The 26,458-nt window shown below is 45.5% G+C and carries 26 protein-coding genes and 1 other RNA gene; 14 read left to right on the forward strand and 13 right to left on the reverse strand.

Annotated elements, in window-relative coordinates:
• Positions 1 to 3 precede the first annotated feature (3 nt).
• A complete protein-coding gene (locus tag MKY28_RS15675; protein WP_076326943.1) occupies positions 4 to 1,404 on the reverse strand; it encodes an ammonium transporter in 1,401 nt (466 codons plus the stop codon).
• Between the two features lie 352 nt (positions 1,405 to 1,756).
• Here MKY28_RS15675 and MKY28_RS15680 point away from each other — a divergent pair, with 352 nt between their 5' ends.
• On the forward strand, positions 1,757 to 2,185 hold the full coding sequence (locus MKY28_RS15680) for a MerR family transcriptional regulator (protein ID WP_017689377.1): 429 nt from the start codon (positions 1,757 to 1,759) through the stop codon (positions 2,183 to 2,185).
• Between the two features lie 28 nt (positions 2,186 to 2,213).
• A complete protein-coding gene (locus tag MKY28_RS15685) occupies positions 2,214 to 2,894 on the forward strand; it encodes a zinc metallopeptidase (protein WP_036609646.1) in 681 nt (226 codons plus the stop codon).
• 44 nt (positions 2,895 to 2,938) lie between these two features.
• On the opposite strand, the gene MKY28_RS15690 is transcribed toward MKY28_RS15685, so the two are convergent.
• Together MKY28_RS15690 and MKY28_RS15695 are read right to left on the reverse strand one after the other, a co-directional pair.
• Positions 2,939 to 3,850 carry a LysR family transcriptional regulator gene (locus tag MKY28_RS15690; RefSeq protein ID WP_036609648.1) on the reverse strand — a complete coding sequence of 304 codons (912 nt, stop codon included), beginning with the start codon at positions 3,848 to 3,850 and terminating at the stop codon, positions 2,939 to 2,941.
• Between the two features lie 69 nt (positions 3,851 to 3,919).
• Positions 3,920 to 4,546 (reverse strand): rhomboid family intramembrane serine protease, encoded by a 627-nt coding sequence (locus tag MKY28_RS15695; protein ID WP_036609651.1) that lies wholly within the window; start codon positions 4,544 to 4,546, stop codon positions 3,920 to 3,922.
• 148 nt (positions 4,547 to 4,694) lie between these two features.
• On the opposite strand from MKY28_RS15695, the gene tpx reads away from it, so the two are divergent.
• On the forward strand, positions 4,695 to 5,213 hold the full coding sequence (tpx, locus tag MKY28_RS15700) for a thiol peroxidase (protein WP_340936352.1): 519 nt from the start codon (positions 4,695 to 4,697) through the stop codon (positions 5,211 to 5,213).
• Between the two features lie 72 nt (positions 5,214 to 5,285).
• On the opposite strand, the gene MKY28_RS15705 is transcribed toward tpx, so the two are convergent.
• From MKY28_RS15705 to MKY28_RS15720, 4 genes are all read right to left on the reverse strand, one after another.
• Positions 5,286 to 5,678 (reverse strand): DUF1499 domain-containing protein, encoded by a 393-nt coding sequence (locus MKY28_RS15705; RefSeq protein WP_017689382.1) that lies wholly within the window; start codon positions 5,676 to 5,678, stop codon positions 5,286 to 5,288.
• A 182-nt stretch (positions 5,679 to 5,860) separates the two neighbouring features.
• Positions 5,861 to 6,052: non-coding RNA, 6S RNA (gene ssrS, locus MKY28_RS15710), on the reverse strand.
• A gap of 51 nt (positions 6,053 to 6,103) precedes the next feature.
• Positions 6,104 to 6,916, reverse strand: coding sequence for a YesL family protein (locus tag MKY28_RS15715; RefSeq protein ID WP_017689383.1), 813 nt, complete (start codon positions 6,914 to 6,916; stop codon positions 6,104 to 6,106).
• Between the two features lie 218 nt (positions 6,917 to 7,134).
• Positions 7,135 to 8,733: a DEAD/DEAH box helicase gene (locus MKY28_RS15720; RefSeq protein WP_340936354.1), complete on the reverse strand. Its 1,599-nt coding sequence runs from the start codon at positions 8,731 to 8,733 to the stop codon at positions 7,135 to 7,137.
• A gap of 305 nt (positions 8,734 to 9,038) precedes the next feature.
• Between MKY28_RS15720 and MKY28_RS15725 the strand changes: the two genes are divergently transcribed.
• From MKY28_RS15725 to MKY28_RS15740, 4 genes are all read left to right on the forward strand, one after another.
• Positions 9,039 to 9,860 (forward strand): YitT family protein, encoded by an 822-nt coding sequence (locus MKY28_RS15725; RefSeq protein WP_036609659.1) that lies wholly within the window; start codon positions 9,039 to 9,041, stop codon positions 9,858 to 9,860.
• Positions 9,861 to 10,034: 174 nt separating this feature from the next.
• A complete protein-coding gene (locus MKY28_RS15730) occupies positions 10,035 to 10,223 on the forward strand; it encodes a hypothetical protein (protein ID WP_029880762.1) in 189 nt (62 codons plus the stop codon).
• 163 nt (positions 10,224 to 10,386) lie between these two features.
• Positions 10,387 to 11,568 carry a putative glycoside hydrolase gene (locus tag MKY28_RS15735; protein ID WP_100529304.1) on the forward strand — a complete coding sequence of 394 codons (1,182 nt, stop codon included), beginning with the start codon at positions 10,387 to 10,389 and terminating at the stop codon, positions 11,566 to 11,568.
• Positions 11,569 to 11,772: 204 nt separating this feature from the next.
• Positions 11,773 to 13,125 carry an MATE family efflux transporter gene (locus MKY28_RS15740; RefSeq protein WP_340936355.1) on the forward strand — a complete coding sequence of 451 codons (1,353 nt, stop codon included), beginning with the start codon at positions 11,773 to 11,775 and terminating at the stop codon, positions 13,123 to 13,125.
• A gap of 83 nt (positions 13,126 to 13,208) precedes the next feature.
• Here MKY28_RS15740 and pfkA read toward each other — a convergent pair whose 3' ends face one another.
• A complete protein-coding gene (gene pfkA / locus MKY28_RS15745) occupies positions 13,209 to 14,180 on the reverse strand; it encodes a 6-phosphofructokinase (protein ID WP_036609663.1) in 972 nt (323 codons plus the stop codon).
• Between the two features lie 53 nt (positions 14,181 to 14,233).
• Positions 14,234 to 15,313, reverse strand: coding sequence for a tetraprenyl-beta-curcumene synthase family protein (locus MKY28_RS15750; RefSeq protein ID WP_017689390.1), 1,080 nt, complete (start codon positions 15,311 to 15,313; stop codon positions 14,234 to 14,236).
• Positions 15,314 to 15,492: 179 nt separating this feature from the next.
• On the opposite strand from MKY28_RS15750, the gene MKY28_RS15755 reads away from it, so the two are divergent.
• Both MKY28_RS15755 and MKY28_RS15760 read left to right on the forward strand, forming a co-directional pair.
• Positions 15,493 to 16,833: a multi antimicrobial extrusion protein MatE gene (locus tag MKY28_RS15755; protein ID WP_047842380.1), complete on the forward strand. Its 1,341-nt coding sequence runs from the start codon at positions 15,493 to 15,495 to the stop codon at positions 16,831 to 16,833.
• 40 nt (positions 16,834 to 16,873) lie between these two features.
• On the forward strand, positions 16,874 to 18,046 hold the full coding sequence (locus MKY28_RS15760) for an MFS transporter (protein WP_036670134.1): 1,173 nt from the start codon (positions 16,874 to 16,876) through the stop codon (positions 18,044 to 18,046).
• A gap of 156 nt (positions 18,047 to 18,202) precedes the next feature.
• On the opposite strand, the gene MKY28_RS15765 is transcribed toward MKY28_RS15760, so the two are convergent.
• The gene (locus MKY28_RS15765) at positions 18,203 to 18,400 is read right to left on the reverse strand and encodes a cold shock domain-containing protein (RefSeq protein WP_017689394.1); all 198 of its coding nucleotides are present in this window, start codon (positions 18,398 to 18,400) and stop codon (positions 18,203 to 18,205) included.
• Between the two features lie 162 nt (positions 18,401 to 18,562).
• On the opposite strand from MKY28_RS15765, the gene MKY28_RS15770 reads away from it, so the two are divergent.
• The 5 genes from MKY28_RS15770 (at position 18,563) to MKY28_RS15790 (ending at position 22,656) form a co-directional block, all read left to right on the forward strand.
• A complete protein-coding gene (locus MKY28_RS15770) occupies positions 18,563 to 18,796 on the forward strand; it encodes a hypothetical protein (protein ID WP_017689395.1) in 234 nt (77 codons plus the stop codon).
• A gap of 3 nt (positions 18,797 to 18,799) precedes the next feature.
• Complete coding sequence (locus MKY28_RS15775) at positions 18,800 to 18,985, forward strand: hypothetical protein (protein ID WP_036609669.1); 186 nt, start codon at positions 18,800 to 18,802, stop codon at positions 18,983 to 18,985.
• A gap of 213 nt (positions 18,986 to 19,198) precedes the next feature.
• Positions 19,199 to 20,989, forward strand: coding sequence for an oligoendopeptidase F (pepF, locus tag MKY28_RS15780; protein WP_036609671.1), 1,791 nt, complete (start codon positions 19,199 to 19,201; stop codon positions 20,987 to 20,989).
• Between the two features lie 132 nt (positions 20,990 to 21,121).
• Positions 21,122 to 21,502 (forward strand): LapA family protein, encoded by a 381-nt coding sequence (locus tag MKY28_RS15785; protein ID WP_047842377.1) that lies wholly within the window; start codon positions 21,122 to 21,124, stop codon positions 21,500 to 21,502.
• Between the two features lie 113 nt (positions 21,503 to 21,615).
• On the forward strand, positions 21,616 to 22,656 hold the full coding sequence (locus MKY28_RS15790) for a M42 family metallopeptidase (RefSeq protein ID WP_253507273.1): 1,041 nt from the start codon (positions 21,616 to 21,618) through the stop codon (positions 22,654 to 22,656).
• 121 nt (positions 22,657 to 22,777) lie between these two features.
• Here MKY28_RS15790 and MKY28_RS15795 read toward each other — a convergent pair whose 3' ends face one another.
• The 3 genes from MKY28_RS15795 to MKY28_RS15805 form a co-directional block, all read right to left on the reverse strand.
• Positions 22,778 to 23,716 carry a hypothetical protein gene (locus tag MKY28_RS15795; protein WP_036670128.1) on the reverse strand — a complete coding sequence of 313 codons (939 nt, stop codon included), beginning with the start codon at positions 23,714 to 23,716 and terminating at the stop codon, positions 22,778 to 22,780.
• 163 nt (positions 23,717 to 23,879) lie between these two features.
• Positions 23,880 to 25,811, reverse strand: coding sequence for an ABC-F family ATP-binding cassette domain-containing protein (locus tag MKY28_RS15800; protein ID WP_338708343.1), 1,932 nt, complete (start codon positions 25,809 to 25,811; stop codon positions 23,880 to 23,882).
• 60 nt (positions 25,812 to 25,871) lie between these two features.
• Positions 25,872 to 26,450 (reverse strand): TetR/AcrR family transcriptional regulator, encoded by a 579-nt coding sequence (locus tag MKY28_RS15805; RefSeq protein WP_036609680.1) that lies wholly within the window; start codon positions 26,448 to 26,450, stop codon positions 25,872 to 25,874.
• Positions 26,451 to 26,458 lie beyond the last annotated feature (8 nt).

A 26,458-nucleotide genomic window follows, 5' to 3' on the forward strand; every position in this document is an offset into this window, starting at 1 on the left:
ACCTCAGGAGCTGAACGTACCACCATTGGATTTAGAATCTACATTTTTCATTTGTTCAGGGTATCCGTAAGTACCGTGCTCACTGATATCCAGACCCATTGTTTCTTCTTCTTCAGTAACACGGATGCCCATGATCGCTTTCATACCGCCCAGAATAATGAAGGACATTACCAGTACGAAGGCAAAAGCACCTACCAGACCGAGAAGCTGTACGCCCAATTGGTGGAATCCACCGCCATAGAACAGACCCGCTTGACCTACACCCGCATGCTCAGCAAGTTCTGGTGTAGCGAACAAACCTGTGGAGATTGCTCCCCACATACCAGCAACACCGTGTACGGAGAAAGCGTAGATTGGATCGTCAATTCCTTTACGATCGAAGTACTGTGCCGTGAAGAATGTGATAACACCAGCCAAAGCACCGATAACCAGAGCTGCCCAAGGTTCAACGAAGGCACAAGCACCTGTAATTGCAACGAGTGCCGCAAGCACACCATTCAACATGCTAGGAATATCGGACTTGCCTAGAACTGCCCAAGAAATCAACAGTGCAGCAACACCACCAGCTGCAGCAGCTACGTTAGTAGTTAATGCAACATAACCAAAGAATCCATCGTCCAAGGCCGTTAACGTACTACCTGGGTTGAAACCGAACCAACCGATCCAGAGGATAATAACCCCGAGTACGGAATACACTTGGTTGTGACCTGGAATGATGTTAGGTTTGCCGTCTTTGTTGTATTTACCAATACGTGGTTTCAACAAGATGGTCGCTACCAATGCTGCAGTCGCACCAGTCAAGTGAACAACCGTCGATCCTGCAAAGTCTTGCATACCCAGCTCAGCCAACCAGCCGCCGCCCCATACCCAGTGAGCAACAACCGGATACATGATAATGGTATAAAGTGTACCGAATACAATATATACGCTCATTTTTGCACGTTCAGCCATACCACCGCAGGCAATGGCCAGAGATACCGCCGCAAAAGCGAGGTGGAAAACGAATTTAACAGTCAGTGGAACATCGGAGAAAGCCAGTGATTCGAAGGAAGCAGCCATCTTGTCACCGCTCAGGAAAAATCCTGTTGTTCCAAAGAAGCTGTTACCATTACCGAAACCAAGACCGAAACCCAAAGCCCAGAAGGCAATAACTGAAATTCCCAATGTCAGGATGGTCTTACCCGCAATGTGTCCTGCATTCTTCATTCGTGTTGAACCCGCTTCAAGTAAAGCAAATCCCCCTTGCATCAAGAACACGAGTACAACAGCCAGAAACGTAAAGGCTGAGTTCAAACCACTTTGAAGTTCAATGTTAGTCGGACCCTCCGCAGCCGCAAATGCGCTAACCGGAAAAGCGAACAAAGTAAGCATTACTAACATGGAAACCAACCATTTCTTTCTCATATACCCCACTCCCTCTTATGTTAAGTTTCTTCACATAACGTGAAACTCTTAATGTCATTATAAGCAGAAGAGAGGAAAGTTGACAAGAGTATTTTCATCAAAATTGAAAATTATTTCTGGGAATAAAGTCATACGTCTTTTTCTTGCACTTAAGTACATAATCACATTCTATGAGTACATAGATATAGAAATGCAGTATGCTGATTGCCAAAGCATAACGTTTGACTGTACGGTTAAAGATCATGTATCATACTTATTAGTAAGAAAAATTGGGCGTAGTCTAGAAATTCACAAGTGGAAACTACAATTCCCTACATTTGAACTTGCAAGCGAGGTGAATATCATTGGGGATATGAAACTTTTTCGGATTGGCGAACTCGCCAAGACCGCTGGTGTTAGTGAACGGACGATTGATTATTACACAAAGCTTGGACTAATCGCTCCCGAAGAACGTACACAAAAAAATTATCGTCTCTATAGTAATGAAACTTTAACGAGGCTTGAACGTATTGTACAGATGAAACAAGAGAAGTATAGTCTCGACGAGATTAAGCAATCTCTTGAGAAGTGGCGTCTGGTTAGTACAGAAGAACAAGTTGCCAGCAAATTGACAACATTGGAACTTCACGTACAACAACTTGAGCGAGAGGTTAACGAACTCAAACCGCTACTTGGAGAGATGAAACCTGTACAAGCACGTAAAATGATGGCAGGACTCCTCACCAAAAGTGCCGGTACAATGGAGGCACTAAAAATCTTGCTTGAGAACACCATGATGTAGCTTATTCTTAGAAAGCGGAGGAATGAATATGAGTTTTAATAACGGTATGTTCGTATTGATCATTATCGCCTTTTTGCTCTCTTTATGGGCGCAATTTCGCGTTAAAGGTACGTTTAGACGTTGGTCGGAGGTACCGAACCAGAACGGAATGACTGGTTACGATGCCGCTCGCCAGATGCTTGATGCTAACGGCCTGCATGATGTTCCAATTGAACCTGTACGCGGTACACTCTCTGATCACTATGATCCGATCAATCGGGTTGTACGTTTATCAGAACCAGTATATTACGAAAACTCAATCTCAGCTGTTTCGGTAGCGTGTCACGAAGTTGGCCACGCCATTCAGCATAAAGAAAGTTATCCGATGCTGGCACTGCGTCACCGGATCTTCCCAATTGTGAACTTTGCATCCGGATTAGCTCCATTCCTGTTAATTGCAGGATTCATCTTCAACGCCATGAACCTTGTAGGTATCGGTATCATCTTCTTCTCCGTAACTGTAGCATTCCAACTCATCACTTTACCGGTTGAGTTCAATGCAAGTAATCGCGCTAGAGAGATTATGGTATCCGAAGGGTACATCCGTAATGAAGAAGAAAAAGGTGTTGCAAAAGTTCTGAATGCCGCAGCCTTGACTTACGTTGCTGCAGCGTTGATCTCACTGCTTGAGTTGATTCGTTACATCGGAATCTTCAACAGCCGTGATTAATTGGATACTTAATACAAAAAAAAACAAAACACAATACCCCACCGTTAATCGGATGGGGTATTGTTTTGTTGTAAACCGAAATAATCAAGCAAGAATGAACGAAAGGACTGAGCAACCAGCGGCAATTTATCATGCGCACGATGAATTAACCCGATAGTTCGCGTTACTTTGGGATGGGAGATAGCCACATGTGCCGGTTGCAACGGATTCGTCTGGAATAACGCCATCTCAGGCAGAAGACTGACCCCCATGCCCGCAGCGACCAATCCGCGGATGGTGTCGGTCTCTTCCCCTTCAAAAGCGATCTTGGGTGTAAAACCAGCTTCCAGACAGGCATGCCACACAATAGGACGAAGAGAATAACCTTTGCTAAACAATACAAATTTATCATCCTTGAGCTGTTCAAGCGCAATTGTCTCTTCACCAGCTAACGGGTGATTAGGAGGAAGGATCGCATGTAATTCTTCCGTGAGTACAATATCGCCATCTACTTGATCATGCTTCTCTGGAAAAGGAGAAATGAATGCCAAGTCTACCTCTCCCGATAACACATCCCGAATCAGTGTAGGGAACATCCCCTGCTTGAATCTGAATTTCACGTTGGGGTAGCGCTGACGGAAAGCAGCCACCACGGAAGGAATGAGATGAATCCCCAGGCTATGCGGAAACCCAATTCGAATCTCTCCATGCTCCGGGTCCAGAAACTCATGAACTTCCCCGACTGCCTTGTCCAAATCTTTCAAGATACCTTCAATTCGTTTGCAAAAAAGCTGCCCCACTGCAGTCAACTGCAGGTTTCGTCCCTTTTGCATAAAAAGGTCCACGCCCAGTTCTTCTTCCAGCTGATGAATCTGACGACTCACCGCCGACTGTGCCACATGCAACTCTTCAGCAGCCTGTGTTACATGTTCCTTCTGTGCCACTTTCAAAAAGTAATGCAACTGTCTTAATTCCACTCGCCTGATCGCTCCAATCTGTTATACCCTACTTATCCTTGACTGTATTCCATCTTGAGAACGTTCTGACTACCGCTTTAAGCTGCGGGGTTTCCACAATCTGATCAACAGTCCGTAAATAAAGAATCCACCCAACAATCCACCAAGGTGAGCCATCCAGTTGATGCCCGACATGGCAAAGGAGAATATGATCCCGAACAAAAGCAATGTGTACATCGTTTTGCGCGAAGCCTCGTCCATCATCGTTCGCTGGAACAGCGCTACATACAGGAATGCACCATAGACGGCATAGATCGCTCCTGAAGCACCTACCGAGATGGTAATACTCCCAACCGAGTTGTACCACGCAACAGCAAGAATATTACCCAATACACCGCCACCCAGGTACAATACACCATACCTTACCGACCCGAGCAACCGCTCCATCGGTGGAGCAAATACGATTAACGCAAAGCTGTTAAACAATAAATGACTGAAGCCCGCATGCAGGAACATGGATGTAATGTAACGCCACCATTCATGTGCGAACAGTTCATGATTCGTAAGTGCCCCGAATTTCAGCAGCACCATATTGTTCGTTGATCCACCGTTCACCGTTAACACAATAAACATGACTACATTGGCAATTAAAAAAAGCGACGTCAAAGGGAAATACTTCAAATAACCTTTCCAGTTCTCATAGCGAATAAATATCATAAATTTCTTCTTTCACTCCACCCTGTTCAGATCGGACTTACATCTCTGATCCATCGTAATGGTACATGTCCGAATTGGACAATGCCTTTCATAAAAGATTATAATGGATTTTGGCACGGATCACCAATTTATAAGGAGGAACATTATTATGACACAAGAACGTACAGGCGCAGCCACATTTAAAGGCAACCCTATTACATTGATCGGACCCGAACTGAAAGTCGGCGATCAAGCACCTGATTTTACACTGAGCAAGAACCTGGTTGAGGACGCTTCCCTGAAAGACTTCGCAGGCAAAATCAAATTAATCAGCGTTGTTCCTTCCCTGGATACTGGCGTATGCGATGCGCAAACTCGTCGTTTCAACGTGGAAGCTGGAGAACTCGGAGACAATGTTGTTGTCTTGACAGTAAGCGTTGACCTTCCGTTTGCTCAGGCTCGTTGGTGTGGAGCAGCTGGTGTTGACCGCGTAGTTACATTGTCAGACTACAAAACACGTTCTTTCGGTGAAGACTACGGCGTTCTGATCAAAGAATTCCAACTCGACATGCGCTCCATTTTTGTTTTGGATGCCGAAGACCGGATTACATATGTGGAGTATTTGCCTGAAATGACAGAGTCCCCTAACTTCGAACAAGCGATTGCTGCTGTAAAAGCTTTGCTGTAGAAATTATCATACGTTCAGAACAAAAGCGAGGAAGGTTAACCTTCACTCGCTTTTTGTTATTTATCATCTATTTCAATCATTTGCTTTATACTTGCTTAGCTTTTTATCCAGTACAGAGAATAAGTTCATAATCGTGCGATAATTGGAACCCAAGTCTCCAAGTGAACCACGTGAAGCTGAATACATATCCACCGCACTGCGAACAGGACTTACTGAGATAATGGAAACTGTAATATCCATCGTCCGTCCAAAGGTAGTCCGCTTCTCTAGAATAACTTCTCCAACAGAAGGCACTTCATGCAGCACTTTATAACCCGGAATCTTTTTGAGTGTCGAAGAGACCTCTTCCCAGGCTCTGTCTTTGGATAAGTTATAATACCGTGTTTTTAATTTGGGATCCTTGGCTCGATCGCTGGTCCCCTCCATGCTGCGGATGATACCGACGAGCGTTCTCTTTAAGGTCAAGACCCTTCCTCCTTTGATTGTAACCGTTCCATTTATGTATCTTAGTGTAACATTGTTCAAGTAGTAACAAAAGGGCAAGCATCATATTTATCATAAAACCAATCAAAAACATTCATCACAACTTAAAAACACCCTGAGATTCCTTTTGTAGAGGAAAAGTCAGGGTGCTGTACATGAAGATTTAGGAACCCGCCTATGCCGTCCGGCTACATTGTCTTATGAACCTGCTTGGCAGGTGGGTGACCGCAAAAATGCTTTTTGAAGTCCCCATGTCGTATAGACAGGGCTTTTCAGCAACATTCTGTGTTGATCTCCCGAAGACATCATCATTGGTTCAAAACAACGAATAACCGAAACGTACATCGCAGGATGTACAATTATTATATCCCTAACTGTGTAAAAAGTAAATGGCGATTCATCATGTTTTATTTTTGCAATGTAATGTTTTTGTCGTCTGATGGCTCAGATGTTTCACCATTCTCTGCTGATTGTTCAGCCAGCGCAGCAGCTTCCTCTTCTTCCTTCTTGAGTTGCATCTTCTCCATCTGCTCCTGCATCTTGTTGAAGGTTGCGTAGAAGTTAAAGAAAGCAAACCAGGCAATGATGCTGATAATGAAGAAAACAAACAAGACCGGATAACGGAAACCGATGTAGAACAGCAATCCACTTCCCAGCAATGTGGAAAATACACGGAATGGTCTGATCAGCGTAAGCAATACCGCGTTTTTGATAATGAGTCCGATGGACATATGATAATGTACAACCATCGAGAAGAAGTTAAAGAGTGATACAAATAACAAGAGAAGCAGTACTAACATGATGATTCCCACGAGCTGCATATTGCGGAACTGAGTCATGTACACTGTATAATCCAGATACATAATCGCGAATAGCAGTGTGTAAAAAATACCCCCAATTAAACTTTGCTTGTAGTTTTCCTTGTAACCTACAAAGAAAGTACGGAAGATCGGTACATCCGTATCGCCCATATTCCATTTACGAACAACCGTAAACAGCGCCGAAGTCGCCGGGAACAGTGTAAGCGGTGCCACAATAGCTATAGCCCAGTTCATTTGCAATGATTCGTTTGCGAGGTTCTGCTGCATCACGAGCAGTTTCATAATCAAGAAAAACAAGAACGGAGACGAACAAATAGCCCACAACAGATTGGTTGCGGCCAGTCTCGTAATCCACTCTGTAAGCCGGTAGATCCCACCCATAGCTCCTTTAAATTCCAAACATTTCTCCTCCTCTGCAGCCTTGCGAATTACCTGAAGTCTAATATTAATATACCTTATTATAGATAGGAAAAGCCAGTACTTCCCGAAAAGAGATCGTCATTGTCCTTAGCTAGCGCTTCTGGCCACTTCTGGCAGTGAAATAAAATGATGCAGTCACTTTGAAAATAAAAAAATGGAGCAGTTGCCCGCTCCATTTTTCAGATCATACGTTTAAATTACTCGAAAGAAGAATCTTTCGCTGGACGACGTCCTTCGTTACTGCTTGGACGCGGTTTGCGGTCACGGTTGTAACCACCTTCTCTGCTTCCACCGCTAGTGCTGCTGCTACCGCTGTTACGATCACGGTTGTAGCCACCACGTCCGCTGCCACTGCTGTTGCGATCGCGGTTGTAACCACCACCACTGCCGCCGCTACCACTTGTGCGGTTGCCGCTGTAACCCGATGGTTTACGTCCGCCTGAGCGAACATCCGGTTTACGACGTTTTGCACGGATTGGATCTTCAGGAGTCAGATCAACTTGAGCATCTTTCTTGTCACCTGTCAGGAGCTTCAGTGCAGCCGACAACAGTTGAACAGAATCATATTGCTCAAGCATTTGAATCGCAATACCTTTGTATTCGTTCAGTTCGCCTGATTGTACGATTTCCAGCAAGCGCTCTGCTGTCAAACGTTGTTTACCTTCAACCGCTTCTGCCATTGTTGGCAGTGGTTTACGTGGAATACGGTGACGTGTTACACGCTCGATGAAGTGCAAGTGATCAATCTCACGCGGTGTAACGAAGGACCAAGCAGCACCCTCTTTACCCGCACGACCTGTACGACCGATACGGTGAACATAGCTCTCCGGATCTTGCGGAAGGTCAAAGTTAACAACGTGAGTTACACCAGATACGTCGAGACCACGTGCAGCCACGTCTGTTGCAACGAGTACGTCAATGCTGCCGTCACGGAACTTACGCATTACCGCATCACGTTGATTCTGGGACAAGTCACCATGAAGACCGTCTGCAGAATATCCACGTTTTTGCAAAGCTTCAGCCAATTCGTCAACACGACGTTTTGTACGTCCGAATACGATCGCCAGTTCAGGAGATTCCATATCCAACAAACGGCTCAATGCTTCGAATTTTTGACGCTCAGGTACTTCGATATAGGATTGGTCAATCAATGGTGCACTAACATGTTTCGGAATCACAGAAATGTGTTCAGGATTGTTCAAGAATTGTTGTGCCAATTTTTGAATGTTAGGAGGCATTGTTGCTGAGAACAGCATAGTTTGGCGCTCGTCTGGAACTTGTTTCAGGATGGATTGGATATCCTCCATGAAACCCATGTCGAGCATTTCATCTGCTTCATCCAGTACAACAGTTTGTACATCATCTAGTTTGATTGTTTTGCGGTTGATGTGGTCAAGGAGACGTCCAGGTGTACCAATGATGATCTGTGGTTTTCTTTTCAGTGCACGGATTTGACGCACGATATCTTGTCCGCCGTAGATTGGCAGGGAGCGAAGACCTTTGAAGCGAGTGAGTTTTTCGATCTCTTCAGCAACTTGAATTGCAAGTTCACGTGTAGGTGCCATAATAAGGGCGCGGATTTTCTCGTCACTTTTTGAGATTTTACTGATCAACGGAATACCGAATGCAGCTGTTTTACCCGTACCTGTTTGAGCTTGACCAATCAAATCTCTGCCTTCGAGTGCCAAAGGAATCGCTTTGGATTGGATCGGTGTTGCTTCTTCAAACCCGAGCTCAGTGATGGCTTGCAGCACCAGTGGTTCAAGATTGAAATCTGTAAAGTTTAAATTTGTCAAAATTATTCATGCTCCTTTTATATGGTGGACATGGTGGACAATCCACTTTGTTGTCTGTATTCTTAAGTAGCGTTAATATTTATAGGGTATCCCAACGGGACGAATTATTTTCACTAACGAATATAATTCCATGAATGGGTCCCCAACATAAGACTAAAACTACATACATGTGTTTGAAACATTTCAAAATTTTATTGCTCCATTTAGGAAAAGTTTCCTACTCAAGAATATCCACAAATTATTATATCACAAAACAATTCAAGATTACCAGCAATCTGGTTTTAAATATAAATGAGGTGATTAAATTGCCCAAAATAATTTGGCACTCTTTAGTGATCATTTTGGGTGCTGCAGCTATTGCCTGCGGCTTCAACTGGTTTTTGGTCCCCCATCAGCTTTTAAGCGGCGGGGTGTCCGGTATTTCAATGCTTCTGGGTTATTTTACAACGTTGAATCTTAGTATAATGTATTTTGTTCTTAACATTCCCCTGCTCATTGCAGGTTGGTTTATTCTTGGACGACGCTTCATTACATTAAGTATTCTTTCGGTAGCAGCCACTTCCTGGTTCATTGCGCTTCTGCCTGTTTTTGCTGTGGCTACAGACCCTTTACTTAGTTCTGTATTTGGCGGTGTGCTTATTGGAATGGGCACTGGCGTTTCCTTCCGAGTGGGCGGCTCCACAGGAGGACTCGACATTGTTGGGTCCATTTTCACGCGTAAACGAGACTTTCCGATTGGTACAGTAATGGCCGGTATGAACGGTACGATCATTATGCTTGCAGGATACCTGAGTGACAATTGGAATACAGCCTTGGCCTCGATGGTATCCATCTACATTACAGGCAAAGTGCTTGATCTGATCCATATCAGTCACGTCAAAGTAACACTGTACATTATTACAAACGAAACCGAAGCCATGTTAAAAAAATTACTTGTTCGGCCTCGTGGAGTTACCAAAATTAAGACTCAGGGAGCCTACACGGATATTGAGAAGGACATGCTCATGACCGTTACCACCCGCTACGAGTTGGTTGAAATTAAACGTATTATCAAGGATACAGATCCAAACGCTTTTGTTAACATTGTGGAAACGGTTGGTGTTATGGGTTCATTTCGCAGAAGTTGAGACACCTGTACGGTTAACAATTCACAACATTGTGGTATAATAACGGTGTACGGCTCCTAAATATGTTGTATAGCAGGTTCAACCCTTCAATTTCACAGGCCATATGCTTTCCCGAATCGCGCCGAATGACTTACCATTTTGGAATTCGAGTAGGAAAGGGTGATTATTGTGGATATGGAAACGGTAAAACTGTTTGAGATTGTCAACAGATGGTGCCCGGAAATGCTCCCTTTCTTGAAACCGAATGAACTCGACTCACTGATTGTCCTCCGGGATGGGCTGGGCATCCTGGAACAGGGAGACGCAATGGAAATCATTCAGTACAGTATTTGTGAGCATCAAAATGAGATTTACATTCAATAATTTTTTTCAGATTGATCACGCCGCTTCTTGCAGGGGATTTCCTCAGCAGGAAGCGGTTTTCATTTTTTCCATGTGTTTCATTACTTGATTAATATGGTTAAAAGCCCAGAGGCTTTAATGTATAATTCATACATGGAATGCACACATAAGGGAGTGGAAATGAATGAACATGTTTTGGGCTTTAATGGCTATGGCCTTTGGAAGCTTTGGTGGTGCCCCCGCAGTGGCGGACCAGGGAAATCCTCAATTCCAATCGTTAACCAACAGTTTTAACACCGCAATTATCCAATCTCAAAAAGATCAGGTTGTTATTGATGCCGATAACCCACCTGCCAAAATTGATCCTCAACCTGATGCACCTGTGGTCAAAGGTATCTATGTAACGGCCTACAGTGCCGGCGGTGCACGTATGAAAGAATTGCTGGAACTGACCGACAGTACAGAACTGAATGCCATGGTCATTGATATCAAAGACGATCTCGGATACATAACTTATCCCACAGAAAACAAAGCGCTTCAGAAAATGGGTAAATCCCAACCTTTTATTCGGGATATCGATGCCTTGATGAAACGATTGCAAAAACATGAGGTCTACCCGATTGCACGTGTCGTTGTATTCAAAGATACGATTCTTGCCAAGAAAAATCCGGAGCTCTCCTTCCGCAACAAGGATGGATCTGTATGGGCAAATGGCAAAGGCGACAGCTTCGTGAATCCGTACAGCAAGGAAGTATGGGACTATAACATTGAGATTGCAAAGGAAGCTGCCAAGCTTGGATTTAAAGAGATTCAATTTGACTACGTTCGTTTCCCGGAAGGTTTCGAAACTCGAGCCGATGTATTGAAATATACCAAATCTGACAAGTCACGCGTGGATGTTGTGGCTGAATTCGTGCAATATGCACGCAAGGAGTTAGCCCCGCTAGGGGTCCGTGTCTCGGTTGATATTTTCGGTTATGCCGCTTCTGTACCTGCGGCTGAGGGCATTGGACAGGATTTTGTTAAGATATCCGAAAACGTGGACGTCATCTCACCGATGGTATACCCTAGTCACTATTCTACTGGCTGGTATGGGGTCAAGGATCCTGACAAAGATCCTTACACAACCATCAAGGGTTCAATGGAAGATACACACAAGAAACTAGACCCTACCAAAGAACTCAAACCCGTCATTCGTCCGTGGATTCAGGACTTCACAGCAAGCTGGCTGGGCAGTGGGCATTATATCAAGTATGGCAAGAAACAAGTGGAAGACCAGATTAGAGCGATGAAAGACATGGATGTGCATGAATATCTGCTCTGGAATGCGTCCAACCGTTATACATCAGGTGTACAATATAAGTAATCCGCACTCTTTCATACTTCTCATTTCATCCAACCTCGTTCTGCTTGAAGCGGAGCGAGGTTTTTTGGTGTTCATTTTTCTCTGTACACCCCTACTCTGCTTCTGTCCCTATTCAAATTGAACAAAATCCACTACAATAAATAGCTGTCCAGATATGACACTTGGATGACATCTCTTTAGAATAGCGAGGCACTGCCAGTGAACATGAACACAACAAGTTTTTCCCAAAAAGTGAAGCAATTCCTGATTATATTTTTGCCCATATTCACCACTCAAATCGCCCTCTCTGCCATGTCGTTCTTCGACACCAATATGTCAGGCAAGTTTTCTCCGGCCGACCTTGCAGGCGTCGCAATCGGCACAAGTCTATGGATGCCAGTTCAAACTGGACTAAGCGGGATTCTGATCGGTATTACACCTGTCGTTTCCCATCTGTTAGGTTCCAAACGTAATGATCAGATCGGGTATAACGTCATCCAGGCGCTGTATCTCGGGATCGCAGTCAGTCTCGTCGTTATCGGAGCCGGGGCGTTGTTACTTGGCCCTATACTGAACGGAATGCCTCTGGAACCCCGAGTTGCCCAAGTTGCCTTCTATTTTTTGTGCGCACTTGCTTTTGGCATTATCCCACTCTTCGGATATACAGTGCTGCGCAGCTTCATGGATGCACTTGGCCAGACACGGACTACGATGTTCATTACGTTGGTTTCCCTGCCCGTTAACATCTTTCTAAATTATCTGCTGATATTCGGCCGCTGGGGCTTTCCACAATTGGGCGGTGTTGGTGCTGGTGTTGCTACAGCATGTACATACTGGCTGATCTTTCTTATTAGTCTCTTTTTTGTCCATCGGGTCGAACCTTTCGCCCAGTATGGCATTTTCCGTCAATGGACCCGTGTCTCATTCGCCAAATGGAAAGAGTTACTCAAGATTGGAGTGCCCATCGGATTTGCGACTTTTTTCGAAACGTCCATCTTCGCTGCTGTGACTTTAATGATGAGCCGTTTCGATACCACAACAATTGCTGCCCACCAGGCGGCGCTGAATTTCGCTTCTACGCTCTACATGCTGCCTGTGAGCATATGTATGGCTCTTACGATCCTTGTGGGCTATGAGGCAGGTGCGGGGCGTCTGAGAGATGCCAGACAATACAGTCTGCTTGGAATTGGTGGAGCCATCGGGCTCTCACTGCTGACAGCGATCGTGTTGATTGTGTTCGGCGAACAGATTGCAGGCGTGTATTCAAACGATCGAGAGGTCATTGCACTTACGCAGCATTTCCTCATCTACGCCATTTTCTTTCAGATCTCAGATGCGATTGCTACACCGACCCAAGGAGCATTGCGTGGCTACAAAGATGTTAATCCGGCACTAATCATTACGTTTATAGCGTATTGGATCATTGGCTTGCCTGTAGGCTATCTAACTGCTACGTATACTTCACTCGGTGCCTTCGGATACTGGATCGGCCTCATTGCCGGCCTTGCTGTAGGAGCAACAGCGCTTCTCTGGAGACTCTTCCTGGTACAAAAACAAGCCGCACTCCGCAAGGCGTAACATTGATATACTCACTCCGTGAAACAACAAAAAGAGCACAATCCACGTTAAAACGGGATTGTGCTCTTTGCGTATGAATGGAATTATTGGGACAAACGTTGTGCAAGCTCGTAAGTCACCATATCGAAATCTTTTTTTGTGTTAACCACTTTATCAATATCCGTCAGGGTAAGTTCACCCTTGATAATGCCACAACCTTTGTCTGTCTCGCCTGCAATCAGACTGCGAACAGCGAAGTCGCCAAGACGGCTTGCCAGGTTACGGTCGAAAGGTGTTGGCGTACCCCCACGCTGAATGTGACCCAGAACGGTTACACGCGGCTCATACGTTGGACAACGTTCCATCAGTTCTTTTGCTACATCTTCACCCTTGCCCACGCCCTCAGCAACGATGATAATACTGTGACGTTTGCCATGTGCAAAGTTAGCTTTCATCCGATCTGCTACTTCGTCCATATCAAATGGAACTTCTGGGACAAGAATCGTTTCAGCACCCGAAGCAAGTCCGGCATGCAGAGCGATATCCCCACAGTGACGACCCATAACTTCCACGATGGAAGAACGTTCGTGTGAAGACATCGTATCACGCAATTTGTTTACTGCATCAACTACTATGCTTACAGCTGTATCAAATCCGATGGTATAGTCGGTGAATGAAACATCGTTATCAATCGTTCCTGGCAGACCCATGGTGTTAATACCCAGTTTGCTCAGTTTGTTTGCTCCGTTGTAGGAACCATCCCCACCGATAACAACCAGACCGTCAATGCCACGCGCACGCAGAATGTCCGCACCTTTTTGCTGACCTTCAGCGGTATAGAACTCCTTGCAACGTGCCGATTGAAGAACCGTTCCCCCACGTTGGATGATATCCCCTACACTCCGCAAATCCATTGGGAAAATGTCATTATTCAAAAGACCCTGGTATCCACGTTGAACTCCAAATACTTCGAGACCGTGAAACAGTCCGCTGCGAACAACCGCACGAACAGCCGCGTTCATCCCCTGTGAATCACCACCGCTCGTTAATACTGCGATTTTCTTTACTGCTGTCATGATGTTTCTTCCTCCTCTAGTTTCACTTCAGGCTCCGCAATATCACACCTGACTTACATATTTTTCCGTATCCAGCGACTGAAAATGAAGAAAAATATTCTTGTGATCGGACTATTTTTCAGCAGACGTTTGGATACAACGCGAACTTCCTGTTGTTCGCTGACTTTGGGATCAGACAGGTAAATGGCTATCAGTCCTTCGATGATCATCCGGTGAAAGGAGCTTCCCGGAATCTTCTGTACATCACTGCGTGCCATCTCCACAATAAAAGCAATTCGGTCCAGCATAGTCTCCACATTCTCATAATAGTTGCAGAAGTTGAGATCTCCCCCGATGCGGTCCTCATCCTGATCAATTAAATAATCGAGCATAATGTGCAATGCGCATACATGTGGGAAATAGGCCGTGTGGATCGAGGCCGCTTGCTCTTCAGTCAACTGATCGTCACTCGCAGCCAGAAACAGCATGAAAACGCCCAGTGTAGAGCCAGTTGCAGCAGCAAATTCGTTCCAACGAAACTGAGGTGTGCGATGACGATGCTCCGACCACCATTCGAGCAGTGCCGTTTCTCTCAGTTCCGGCTTGATATGCTTATATACCTGCAGGTCCGTGTATAGGCCTGCCAGATCCTGAATTTGGGGCTTGGCGGACGTATAGCCTGGTAACTGACGGGTCAGTTCCTGACATGTAGTCACCAGATTCCGCAGATATCCACCGTCATCCTGCTCCTCACGGAGGGCATAATAATTGACGGGAATTGCTTCGGGATCTACCGCATCAAGCATGGATTGATGGAGAAGACGAAAGTCATCCGGGTCCATCGACGTGCTGCGGTCGCACAGATTGTCCAAATAATCACTAATAGTTTGATATGAAACGATCAGCGGAATCAGAATGTGCCTGTTGGGCAAATCAGCCAATGCGTAGACGGTTCCGCCTTCACAGTGAAACTGTTTATCCTTCAGACTGGCAAGTGCCTGTGTACGCAACTCCTCATTCGGAATCGCCTCAGCTTGAGCACGCCATCCATTCAGTGCCTTCCGTGTTTCCGGAATGGTGTATTTGTACACCCCTCTCATCAATGCCAGCGGTCCACGCGGATATTGATGACGTTTTCGATTTGATTGGCTCAAAATAAATGTGCCTCCACTTGGTTGAATACGTATTAGAGCGATTTTTAACCATTCCTATTATAATATGATCCCCTTAATTGTACAAATGATCTGCCGCATATTCCGCATAAAAAATCGCATCCGCGCCCAAAGCTTTGTGATATACTAGGCATATTTCATCCATCAAAGGAGTCGTTGACATGTCGTCAAGTGAATCACTTTCGTGGAGACGGTTATTTTCTTTTTTTGTGCCACTTGGCATTTCCGCCTCTCTCGTCACCATTTCTCACGTCATCATAAACAGCACATTAGCACGTTCCGCTCATCCCGAGACGGTTATTGCCAGCTATGCAATCGCCGGTAGCTTGTTAACCCTCACGGAACGCCCCTCCACCCTGCTGCGGCAAACCTGTTCCGCACTGGTTCGCGATCGCCTTTCCTTTCAGGCCCTCACGTTTGTGACCAAAATATTTCTTGCCTGTGTGCTTCTCATTGGGTTTCTTATTGTATACTCTCCCGTTGGTACCGGGGTGTTCAAATACTTGTTTGGTGTAAGTCCGGATCTGCTGAACAAAGTCATCGACGTATATGAAATTCTCATGTATGTAAGTATCTTTTCAGTGATCCGCAACATCTATCAGGGGATCATCATTACGAATAACCGCACCAAGTGGTTAACCATCGGGATGGTATTCCGTTTAGCCGGAATGTACGGCCTATCCCTCTATTTCATATACACAGACAGCATTGACAGTGGACGTGTAGGCGCTATCATTTTTGCTACTGGCATGATGATTGAAGCGCTCGTCAGCTTTCTGGAGGGAAACAGCATCAAGCGCAAGATGCCAGCCAAGCTTGAGGATCATCCCGTCGAGAGCAAGGGAGACGTATTTCGCTTTTATAAGCCACTGCTTTTATCCAGCTTTGTAGCGCTGTTCATAGGACCGGTTATTAACATCGTACTTGGCAAAACGACCGGGATCGCACTAGCCATTTCATCCTTTGCCATAGCAAGCAGTCTGATGCAGTTAATGCTAAGCTTCTTTACATACATCCATCAGATCGTGCTGAATTTCTACCTTGTGGACGCCAAATTGGTACGAAAATTCGCACTTGTCACCGGATTTATTCCGTTTGCGATGATGGTGTCAATTGCCTATACCCCCTTGGGACCATGGGTACTCGAAAATGTCATGAGCGTTCAGGGCGAACTTTTGCAACAAAGTCTGTGGACACTGCGTGCGTTCGTCTTATTTCCGCTGATCTTCCCTTTTCTGGATTTCAGCAATGGTCTCATTCTGCTTCGCGGTCAGACAAAAACGATGTTTCGTTCACAAACGGCGAATGCAATCTGCACGGTAATTGTGCTGCTTATACTGGTTAGTATCTTCCCTGCGTGGAACGGCATGATTGGCGCTGTAGCCCAATCCCTTGGCCTGCTCGCCGAACTTATCATTGTCTGGCTCGTCATCCGGCGCACGAAGCAAGAACCTACGATGTCCGTGCCTAGAGCCCGTAAATCAACATCCCTGAAAGGGTAATAAAATCATTGAATTGTTATCAGGATTGGAGTCTCTCATCATGAAATTAAGTCACAACGCCCGCCCGGATCAGAACTGGCTTCGGGCTCTCATGTTCACCATCTTTGGTTCCACCGTCCTGGTGGTATCCTACTTCCAGCTTTACTTCAGTCATCTGGGTTTCAGTCGGGCTGAGATTGGATATCTCTACGGAATTGGCCCCCTCATCTCTGTGTTCTCCAATATGTTCTGGAGCATGGCCAGCGACCGCTACCAAACGGTACGCAAAGTGATGATCATTCTGCTTGGTGGTCAATTGATCACAGGGATCATGCTCGCCAATGCAACAACTTTCGGTCAGGTATTTGTACTCGTGACCCTGTTTTACTTTTTCTATTATCCGGTCTATCCACTCTCCGATACGATGGCTATTACAACGGCCAGCAAGTACGGCCGAAATTTCACTTCCATTCGAGTCTTCGGCTCGATCGGTTATGCCTTCTTTGCATTAAGTATCGGGTATTTCCTTGGATCTTTTGGTCCAGCATGGACGATTTGGGTCTGCGTTGGTCTTGCTGCAACTACACTATTGATCAGTTTTCAATTGAAGGATCAACCTTCGGGAAGCAGTAGCAAAATGGATCTATCGGGGTTATGGGCTATTTTGAAACGCAGAGATGTGCTCACCTTTTTTGGCTGTGTATTTTTGCTTGCCATGGGACATCGCATGAACGAAGCATTCCTTACCATCACGCTAAAAGATCTGGGTGCCAGCGAGGGGCTGATCGGCTGGTCTTTGCTGATCTCTTCCGTAAGTGAAATCCCCATATTTCTATTGCTCAGCAAGTATGGAAACCGTTATAAAGAACTGCCGCTAATTGCTTTTGCTGCACTGATGTATACGGTTCGTTTGCTTCTCATGTCTGTCTCCGATACACCTGCAGCTGTTGTTGCGATTCAGACGATGCACAGTGTTACCTTTGGTATTTTCTACGTTACGGCGGTCCGCTACATCATTCGCCTAGTTCCGGACGGCTACAGAGCTACAGGTATGGCTTTGTTCACCATTGTCTGGTCCAGTGCTTCGGGACTTCTTAGTGGAACGTTGGGCGGACTGCTGCTGGAACATGCAGGCAGACAAACCTTCTATCTCACCGCTATGGCTTTCTCCCTAGCTGCACTAATCGGTTTCGGATTGAAGTTATGGTCCAGCATGACCAATCGTGTCTCGTGAACACACAGGGAAACTTACATCGTATTCAACCGTTATATACACTGAAAATTTTAGAATCAAAAAAAGCACAGCCTCCCATGGGGGGACTGTGCTTAGGTTCTTAATATTCAGCTATAAATTTATAATATATAAGAAGTCCGTTAGCCGGATAAATTCTTACAGTTTGTTTACGTTAGCTGCTTGAGGACCACGGTTTCCATCAGTGATTTCGAATTCTACCGCTTGACCTTCTTCCAATGTTTTGAAGCCATCTCCTTGGATTGCGGAGAAATGTACGAATACGTCCTCGCCGCCTTCAACTGAAATAAAGCCATAGCCTTTTTCTGCGTTAAACCATTTAACTGTACCTTTCAAATGAAAAACCTCCTAAAAATATCGCCATCTATGGCGAATACCCTTATTATACTGTATGGGCTTCCATTTTGCAATTTAACTTTCCATAAATGTCGAAAAAATTTGCTTTGAATCGTAGGGTACGGTATCATTTTACCAAAACCGTTAGTTTGGAGACTACCTATGATAAAAAAACATGAAATATACAAAACAGACAAGTGGAATATGATGACCGTAGAAGTTCAAGGCAAATATCTCGTACTGCGAGAAATTTCGGAAGAGTGGGGCGAAGAATGCCATACTTTCCTAAGTCGTCCTGCATTAATGCACTGGGCTGAACGCCGTTTTCCAAAAGCAGATTTTGAGAACCGTGAGGATGAATGGCGTCAATTGATGGCTGCCTTCAAAGGGGTCTAACCCATGCAGCTTGACTCAAGCAATGTCGTCATCTTTATTATCCTTGCCTTCTCCCTTGGTATTGTGCTTATACTGGGACGCAATTCCATCCCGGATCGATTAAGACGGGGAATGGCGCTTATTGCTACCCTGCTCATTTGTTTCGCCTTTTTCCTGATCGTTTATTTTCTGTATAACATGGGAGCCTAATCACGGGGACCCAGATGCTCAAATATTTCAACGTGCCTAAGGTCATACTATACGAGATTATTCGTATCGTAAGGAGGAAGGCCGTTGAAATACCAGAAATCGCTATCTGTTATCCTGGTACTTAGTCTGATTCCTTCGTCTCTCTCCGCACAGGCAAGCGAGACGAAGGCAGCTTCGTCCATACATTCATCAGATCATCAAAGGAGGATTTCCATGAGTCAATTATTGAAACGTTCCGAGGTGCCGGCTGAACATAGCTGGAAACTGGAAGATTTATTTGCCGATCAGAAAGCCTGGGATCAAGAATATGAAGAAGTATCGTCTTTGACCAAGAAGGCCTCCGAATTCCAAGGCAAACTGAATCAACCTGATGTACTCAAATCTTGCTTCGAATTCGAAGATGAGATCAGCCTCAAAATAGAACGCCTCTTTGTGTACGCACGTATGCATCAAGATGAAGACACAGCGAATCCTACATATCAAAACCTGTCCCAAAAAGCCCAGAAATTAGGCGTACGGGTTGGTGAAGCACTTTCTTTTGTCACACCGGAGATTCTTTCCCTGCCGGATGATCAGTTGGACGCATTTATTGCAAACGAAAAACTTTCTGCTTATACATTTACGCTGGAAGAGATGAAACGCGAAAAAGCCCACGTTCTTAGCCAAGCAGAAGAGGCTTTGCTTGCACAGGTAGGCAACCTTTCACAAGCACCACAGACAATCTTCAGCATGCTGAATAACGCCGATCTCAAGTTCCCAAGAATCAAGGATGAACATGGTAACGAAGTTGAGCTGACACACGGCAGCTACATTCAGTTCCTGGAGAACCCTAACCGTGAAGTTCGCGAACGTGCCTTCAAAGCGGTATACGAAACGTATGCCAAACAGAAGAACACAATTGCGGCTGCCTTGAATGCAAATGTAACCAAAAATATGTTCTATGCTAATGTTCGGAAGTACCCTTCCGTGATGGAAATGTCCCTATATGGAGATAACATCCCAACGGATGTGTATACCAATCTGGTAGACACCATTCACGAGAGCCTTCCGTTATTGCATCGTTATATGGACCTGCGCAAAAAGTTGTTGGGTGTGGATCAATTGCACATGTACGATCTGTTCGCTCCACTCGTAGACGAATACAAAATGGATATTACCTATGAGGAAGCGAAACAAACGGTTAAAGACGGTCTGAAACCACTCGGCAAGGACTATGCTGACGCATTGCAGACTGGATATGATAACCGTTGGATCGATATATATGAGAATGAAAATAAACGTTCAGGCGCATATGCCTGGGGCGCTTACGGCACTCACCCGTATGTCTTGTTGAATCACAAAGATAACCTGAACAGCATGTTCACACTCGCACATGAAATGGGTCACGCTCTGCATTCACATTACTCTGATACAACACTTCCGTATCGTGATGCCCAGTACACCATCTTCCTGGCTGAGGTTGCATCCACAACCAACGAAGCGTTGCTGATGGATTATCTGCTTAACAAATCAACAGATCCAAAGGAAAAATTGTATCTGTTGACCTATTATGCCGACCAATTCCGTACAACGGTATTCCGTCAGACCATGTTTGCTGAATTCGAGAAAATCATTCATGAACGTGCGGAACAAGGTGACGCATTAACACCACAATTGTTATCCGAGATCTATTATGATCTGAACGTTAAATATCACGGAGAAGGCATGGCTGTTGACAAAGAAATTGAAATGGAATGGGCTCGTATTCCCCACTTCTATAACAGCTTTTACGTTTACAAATATGCTACAGGCTTCTCCGCAGCAACAAGCTTTTCCAAGCAAATCCTGGAAGAAGGCCAACCGGCTGTTGACCGTTATCTTGGCTTCCTGAAGAGTGGTGGCAGTGATTACTCCATCAACATTCTGAAAAAAGCAGGTGTGGATATGTCTACACCACAGCCAATTCGTGAAGCTATGAGTGTCTTCAAGGAACTGATTGAACAGATGGAGCAACTAACCAAATAAGGTTGTCTTTCCATGTGACCTGCATCCCTTGCCCGTTTGGGCAGGGGATTTTATCATCATTGCAAGATGCAACATACCCGAATATGGGTAATGCATATCTAGTTCTCAATTGTTCAACAAGGAGGCAACACCATGAAAATGCAATGGGCACTCATAGCAGGTCTTGTTTTTGCACTGCTCACGGGAATCTTTGCGGTTATTAATGTGGATTCCGTACAAGTCAACCTGTTATTTAACACGGTACAAATCCCGCTGATCTTGCTGATTCTCGGCTGTACCCTGATCGGTGGAATTATTGTAGGGTCATATGGCATCTATCGCCAATACAGACTGCAACGCGAGAACAAACAATTGAAATTGCGTGTATCTGAATTGGAAAGTTCCGCGACAAGCAAATCTACGTTGGATTCTTTCAAATCGATGGATTCGCTTGACTCAAATGAATCCGACAGCCTATTGGAGAATGATTCGATCCAGAGTCAGCGCAAAGGAAACCCTACGGGAACACTGTAACCAATCAGAGACAGCCTGCTGGCGAGTCAGGAATGGTAGTATCACATTCTCTCCCCCAGACAGGCTGTATTTTGTTTCACACCATACCCATGATCCGAGGAGGAAATTACACAATGAGTTTTACAATTGATGAATCATACGTTCTGTCTTTTCTAAAAAAATTGTTGGATACACCAAGCCCAAGTGGTTACACACATCATATTATCGAGATGATCCGGAAGGAAGCAGCCGCACTGGGCATCGCTTGTGAGCTGAATAACAAGGGCGGTGCGGTGCTTACATTGCCCGGACAGGACTCTTCCAAGACAATCGCTTTAAGCGCTCACGTGGATACGCTAGGGGCCATGGTACGCTCGGTTACATCCTACGGCACATTGAAGCTTACCTCTGTCGGTGGCTTTTCGATGCAAAGTATTGAAAACGAATATTGCAGCATCCATACCCGGGATGGAAAAACATACACAGGCACCATTCTCTCCCTTCATCCGTCTGTCCACGTTTATCCGGATGCACGTACCTTTGAACGGTCCGAGAGCCATATGGAAGTTCGAATCGATGAGGTCGTCTCCTCCAAGGAAGATGTGTTGAAACTCGGGATCGCTGTCGGCGACTTTATCTCCTTTGATGCTCGCGCAGTCATCACGCCGAGTGGTTATATCAAATCACGTCATCTGGACGACAAAGCCAGCGTGGCTGCCCTCTTTGGCATCCTTGAGTCTGCACATCGTGAAGGCTGGAAACCATTACATAACGTCTCTCTGCTTATCTCGAACTATGAAGAAGTTGGACATGGCGCATCGTATATCCCTGCGGAAATTAGTGAAATGATCGCTGTAGACATGGGAGCCATGGGCGATGACCTGAGCTGTAAAGAAACCGACGTTTCCATATGTGCCAAAGATTCTTCTGGCCCGTATGATTACGATATGACCAGCCGTCTCATTGAACTGGCCAAACAAGATGGAATGGATTACGTCGTCGACATTTATCCCCACTATGGCTCAGATGGCAGTGCAGCTTTACGCGGAGGAAACAATATCCGTGCAGCACTGATCGGTCCTGGAGTTCATGCATCTCATTCCATGGAGCGTACACATAAGGATGCTGTCCTGAATACGGCACGATTGCTCGCAGCCTACATTACAACCAAGTAAAACAGAATCATTTTTCTACGAAATCATCATGGTGACATTCATATGTCTTGTCTAATCAAAAAGGCCCCTTCCAAGCACAACAATTCAGTGTGCTTGGAAGGGGCCTTTGTTTCCATGTCTTTTAATCTGCCTGTTCCACATATGCATGATATTTACGATCCAATATCTCTAACTCTGCCTTATGGTCACGCATTTCATTTCTTAACACATGCATGGTTTTCCGAACGGCACTCAGTCCATCCTTCACCTGACGTTCGGCTTTGCGAATTTTGTCCTGAACCATCCAATCTACGAAGAGGTTATCGAAGAAATAGTCTGCGAATGAAAGCAGACCTCCCAGATGCAGATCCGCGTGTACAGCCATCTCTACATCCTCCAGTTCCTTCTGAAAACGTCGTAGACGCTTACCTGCATCCATGATAGCGACCTGAGCATCATCCATTCGTCCTCGCTTGATATGTGTGGAGATCACCCCACCGCCCATCATGTCATATACACCCCAATTGCCTGCCGAAGCCAAAGCCTTCTCGGCACGTTCAAGGGCATAGAGCAGGTATTCCCCCTCCCGGAAAGCTTCATCCAGTTCCTGAAGCTCACTCGCCAGATGTTCCCGATTCTCAGCCATCTGTTGCAATTCCGCATCCTGGTCCAGCAGACGACCTTCCTTCTTCCCCCACAGCGCGTTGTAGTCGCTCTGCCAGTACTGATACTGCCGCCCGCCCTCCAACTCCTGCTCCACATGAATTCGTTGCTCCTGTACGTCTTGTAACATGCGACAAGCGGTGTCGTATGCAGCCTTGCTCTCCATGAGTTCCAGCTCTTCCTTCTCCAGACGCTCTGTCTTCTTGCCAATCAGTTGATAGAAAAATGCCGACAATGTCATACTGTTCAGTCGATCAACGTCCTTCTGCTCCTTCTGGAGATGCTCCAGACGACGTTTTACCTTTGCTTCCCATTCGCTTTCCTCCGTTTGAAGCTTCTCCAGACGTTTGGTCCATTTCTCGTAAATTCTCCCCTTTTCCTTGAGCGCTGCCAACTGTTGATTAATTTCTTTATACATAAGTGTGGTGTTCTCTCCCTTCTATGGAATTCTTTACTTATACAACGTAATGAACATACAGAACGTTTCACATAAAATCGCAAATTCGCAGACAAAAAAATCGCCCTTTTCTCCAATGCGACATAAAGTCACTGTAGAAGAAAGGGCGATGTTTAGTTATAAATCAAGACTTGCTCTGTTCAATCTGCTCTGCAAGTTCATTCAGAACGGTCCAGCGTTCCATCAATTCATCCAGATGACGCTCAGCCTCAACCTGCTCCGCCATCAACTCCTGCAGACGGGCAGAATCACTAAATGACTCTTCCATCTCTTTGTTAATCCGGACAAGATTGGCTTCAGCCTTCTCAATATTTTCATCAATCTGGTCGTATTCACGTTGCTCCTTAAAGCTGAATTTCAACTTCGGTTTAGCCGCTGACACAGCAGGCGTCGTTTTCTCCGATGACTGCTTCACCTTCGCTACTCCTGTATCACTCTCTTGATTAGTTCCAGGCGCATTTTTCAGCATCCATTCCGCATATTCACTGTAGTCGCCGACGTGTACACGTACAGCACCGTTGCCCTCAAAAGACAAAACTTTATCCACAGTACGATCAAGGAAATAGCGATCATGGGATACGACAAAAACAACACCAGGAAAATCGTCCAGATAGTCTTCAAGTACAGCGAGTGTCTGGATGTCCAGATCATTCGTCGGCTCATCCAGCAGCAATACATTTGGAGCAGCCATCAGCACACGCAGCAGATACAGACGACGCTTCTCTCCACCAGAAAGACGGGAGATTGGCGTCCACTGGGATGCCGGGGTAAACAGGAACCGCTCCAGCATCTGGGATGCTGTAATCAGAGAGCCATCGGCCGTTTTCACATTCTCGGCCACTTCCTTGATGTACTCAATCACACGAAGAGATTCGTCCATCTCCTGATGTTCCTGTGTGAAATAACCCAGATTGACCGTAGGACCAACGTCAACCACACCTGCATCAGGTTCCAGCTTGCCAGATATCATCTGTAGCAACGTGGACTTACCACTACCGTTCGGTCCGACAATCCCTACCCGATCTCCAGGTACGGCAATATAACTCAGATCTTCGATCAGCGTGCGGCCACCCACGGATTTGGAAAGATGCTCGATCTCCAGAATCTTTTTACCCAAACGAGTGGAGCCAACGGATACTTCCAATGAACCCGAGCGCTGGACTCCTTGTTGGTCTTTGAGTTGTTCGAAGCGATCAATTCTCGCTTTTTGTTTCGTCGTCCGTGCCTTGGCACCACGACGAATCCATGCAAGCTCCGTCCGAAGCAAGTTCTTACGCTTCTGTTCCGAAGAAGCTTCCCGTTCTTCGCGCTCCGCCTTCAGTTCCAGGAAACGTGTATAGTTCGCTTCGTATCGGAACAAACGTCCATGATCCAATTCCAGCATGACATTCGCCACACGATCCAGGAAATACCGATCATGCGTAATCATAAGCAGTGCGCCGCGGCGCTTCTGCAAGTACTGCTCCAACCAAACGACCGAATCATTATCAATATGGTTCGTAGGCTCATCCAGAATGAGCAGTTCACAAGGATGAATCAGTGCAGCAGCAAGTGCTACCCTTTTGCGTTGTCCACCAGACAATGTGCCCATCAGTGCATCGAATTGACGAATACCCAATTTGGACAAAATGCTCTTCGCTTCACTCTCCATCTGCCAGAGCTGAAGCTGCTCCATTTGCTGATTCAAACGTAATAACCGCTCTTGCAACGCTGGATCGGACGAATTCAGTTCCAATAATTCCATCGTTTCCGTATATTCACGCACGGTTCTCATTTCCATGCTGTCACCTTCGAATACTTGTTGCAGTACCGTATTATCCGGATTGAAGTCCGGATTTTGCGCCAGGAACTGAATACGTACGTCATTACCGATCGAGATCTGTCCCGCGTCTGCAGGTTCCATACCAGATATCACACGCAAAAACGTGGATTTACCGGTTCCATTTACCCCAACGACACCAATCTTGTCCTGATCAGCCATGCCAAATGAAGCATCCTTGAACAATATTTTTTCGCCATAACTTTTTGCAATTTGCTCTACCGTCATTATGTTCATTGCTCGTACCCACTTCTCTGTGAATTAAAATTCAATATTACGTACATCCGCGCACTTACTTTAAACTTGTAAAAAAGAACGGCATCCATCCAGAAACAATGCTGCTGCAAAAGCAATTCGTTTGTTCAGATGTTCCTCATTAAACTCTGGATTTAACATGATATCCATCTTCAGCCGGTCCAGAATTCCGATATATGCTTCAGCGAGCAATACAGGCTCAGGTACACTTGCACTCTCCAGTACCTCACACACCATACTCATGTATTGATTCATGAATGCCTTCATGAATTTCATCAGATCCGGATCATTATTGGGTGCCATAAAAAAGAGCTTGGTATGATTGCGACGCTCATAATAATACGTAAGGTGGGTCTTGGCTATTGCTCCAAGTTTATCACCTGTGTTCTCATACGAGTTCAAAGCATATTCAAGACGGCTGATAAAACTGTTACAATCCCGCTTGGATACTGCGATAAATAATTGTTCCTTGCTTTTGAAATATAAATAAATGGTGCCTTTTGCGATGCCGGCTTCGTCTGCAATATCAGACATTTTGGTCTCATAAAAACCTTTCGAGCCAAAAATACCATAGGCCGCATCCAAAATAGCCTCCGATTTGTCTCCCTGTACAGTGCTCAAATGTACTC

This window comes from Paenibacillus sp. FSL R5-0473 (assembly GCF_038004565.1).
GTDB lineage: Bacteria > Bacillota > Bacilli > Paenibacillales > Paenibacillaceae > Paenibacillus > Paenibacillus amylolyticus.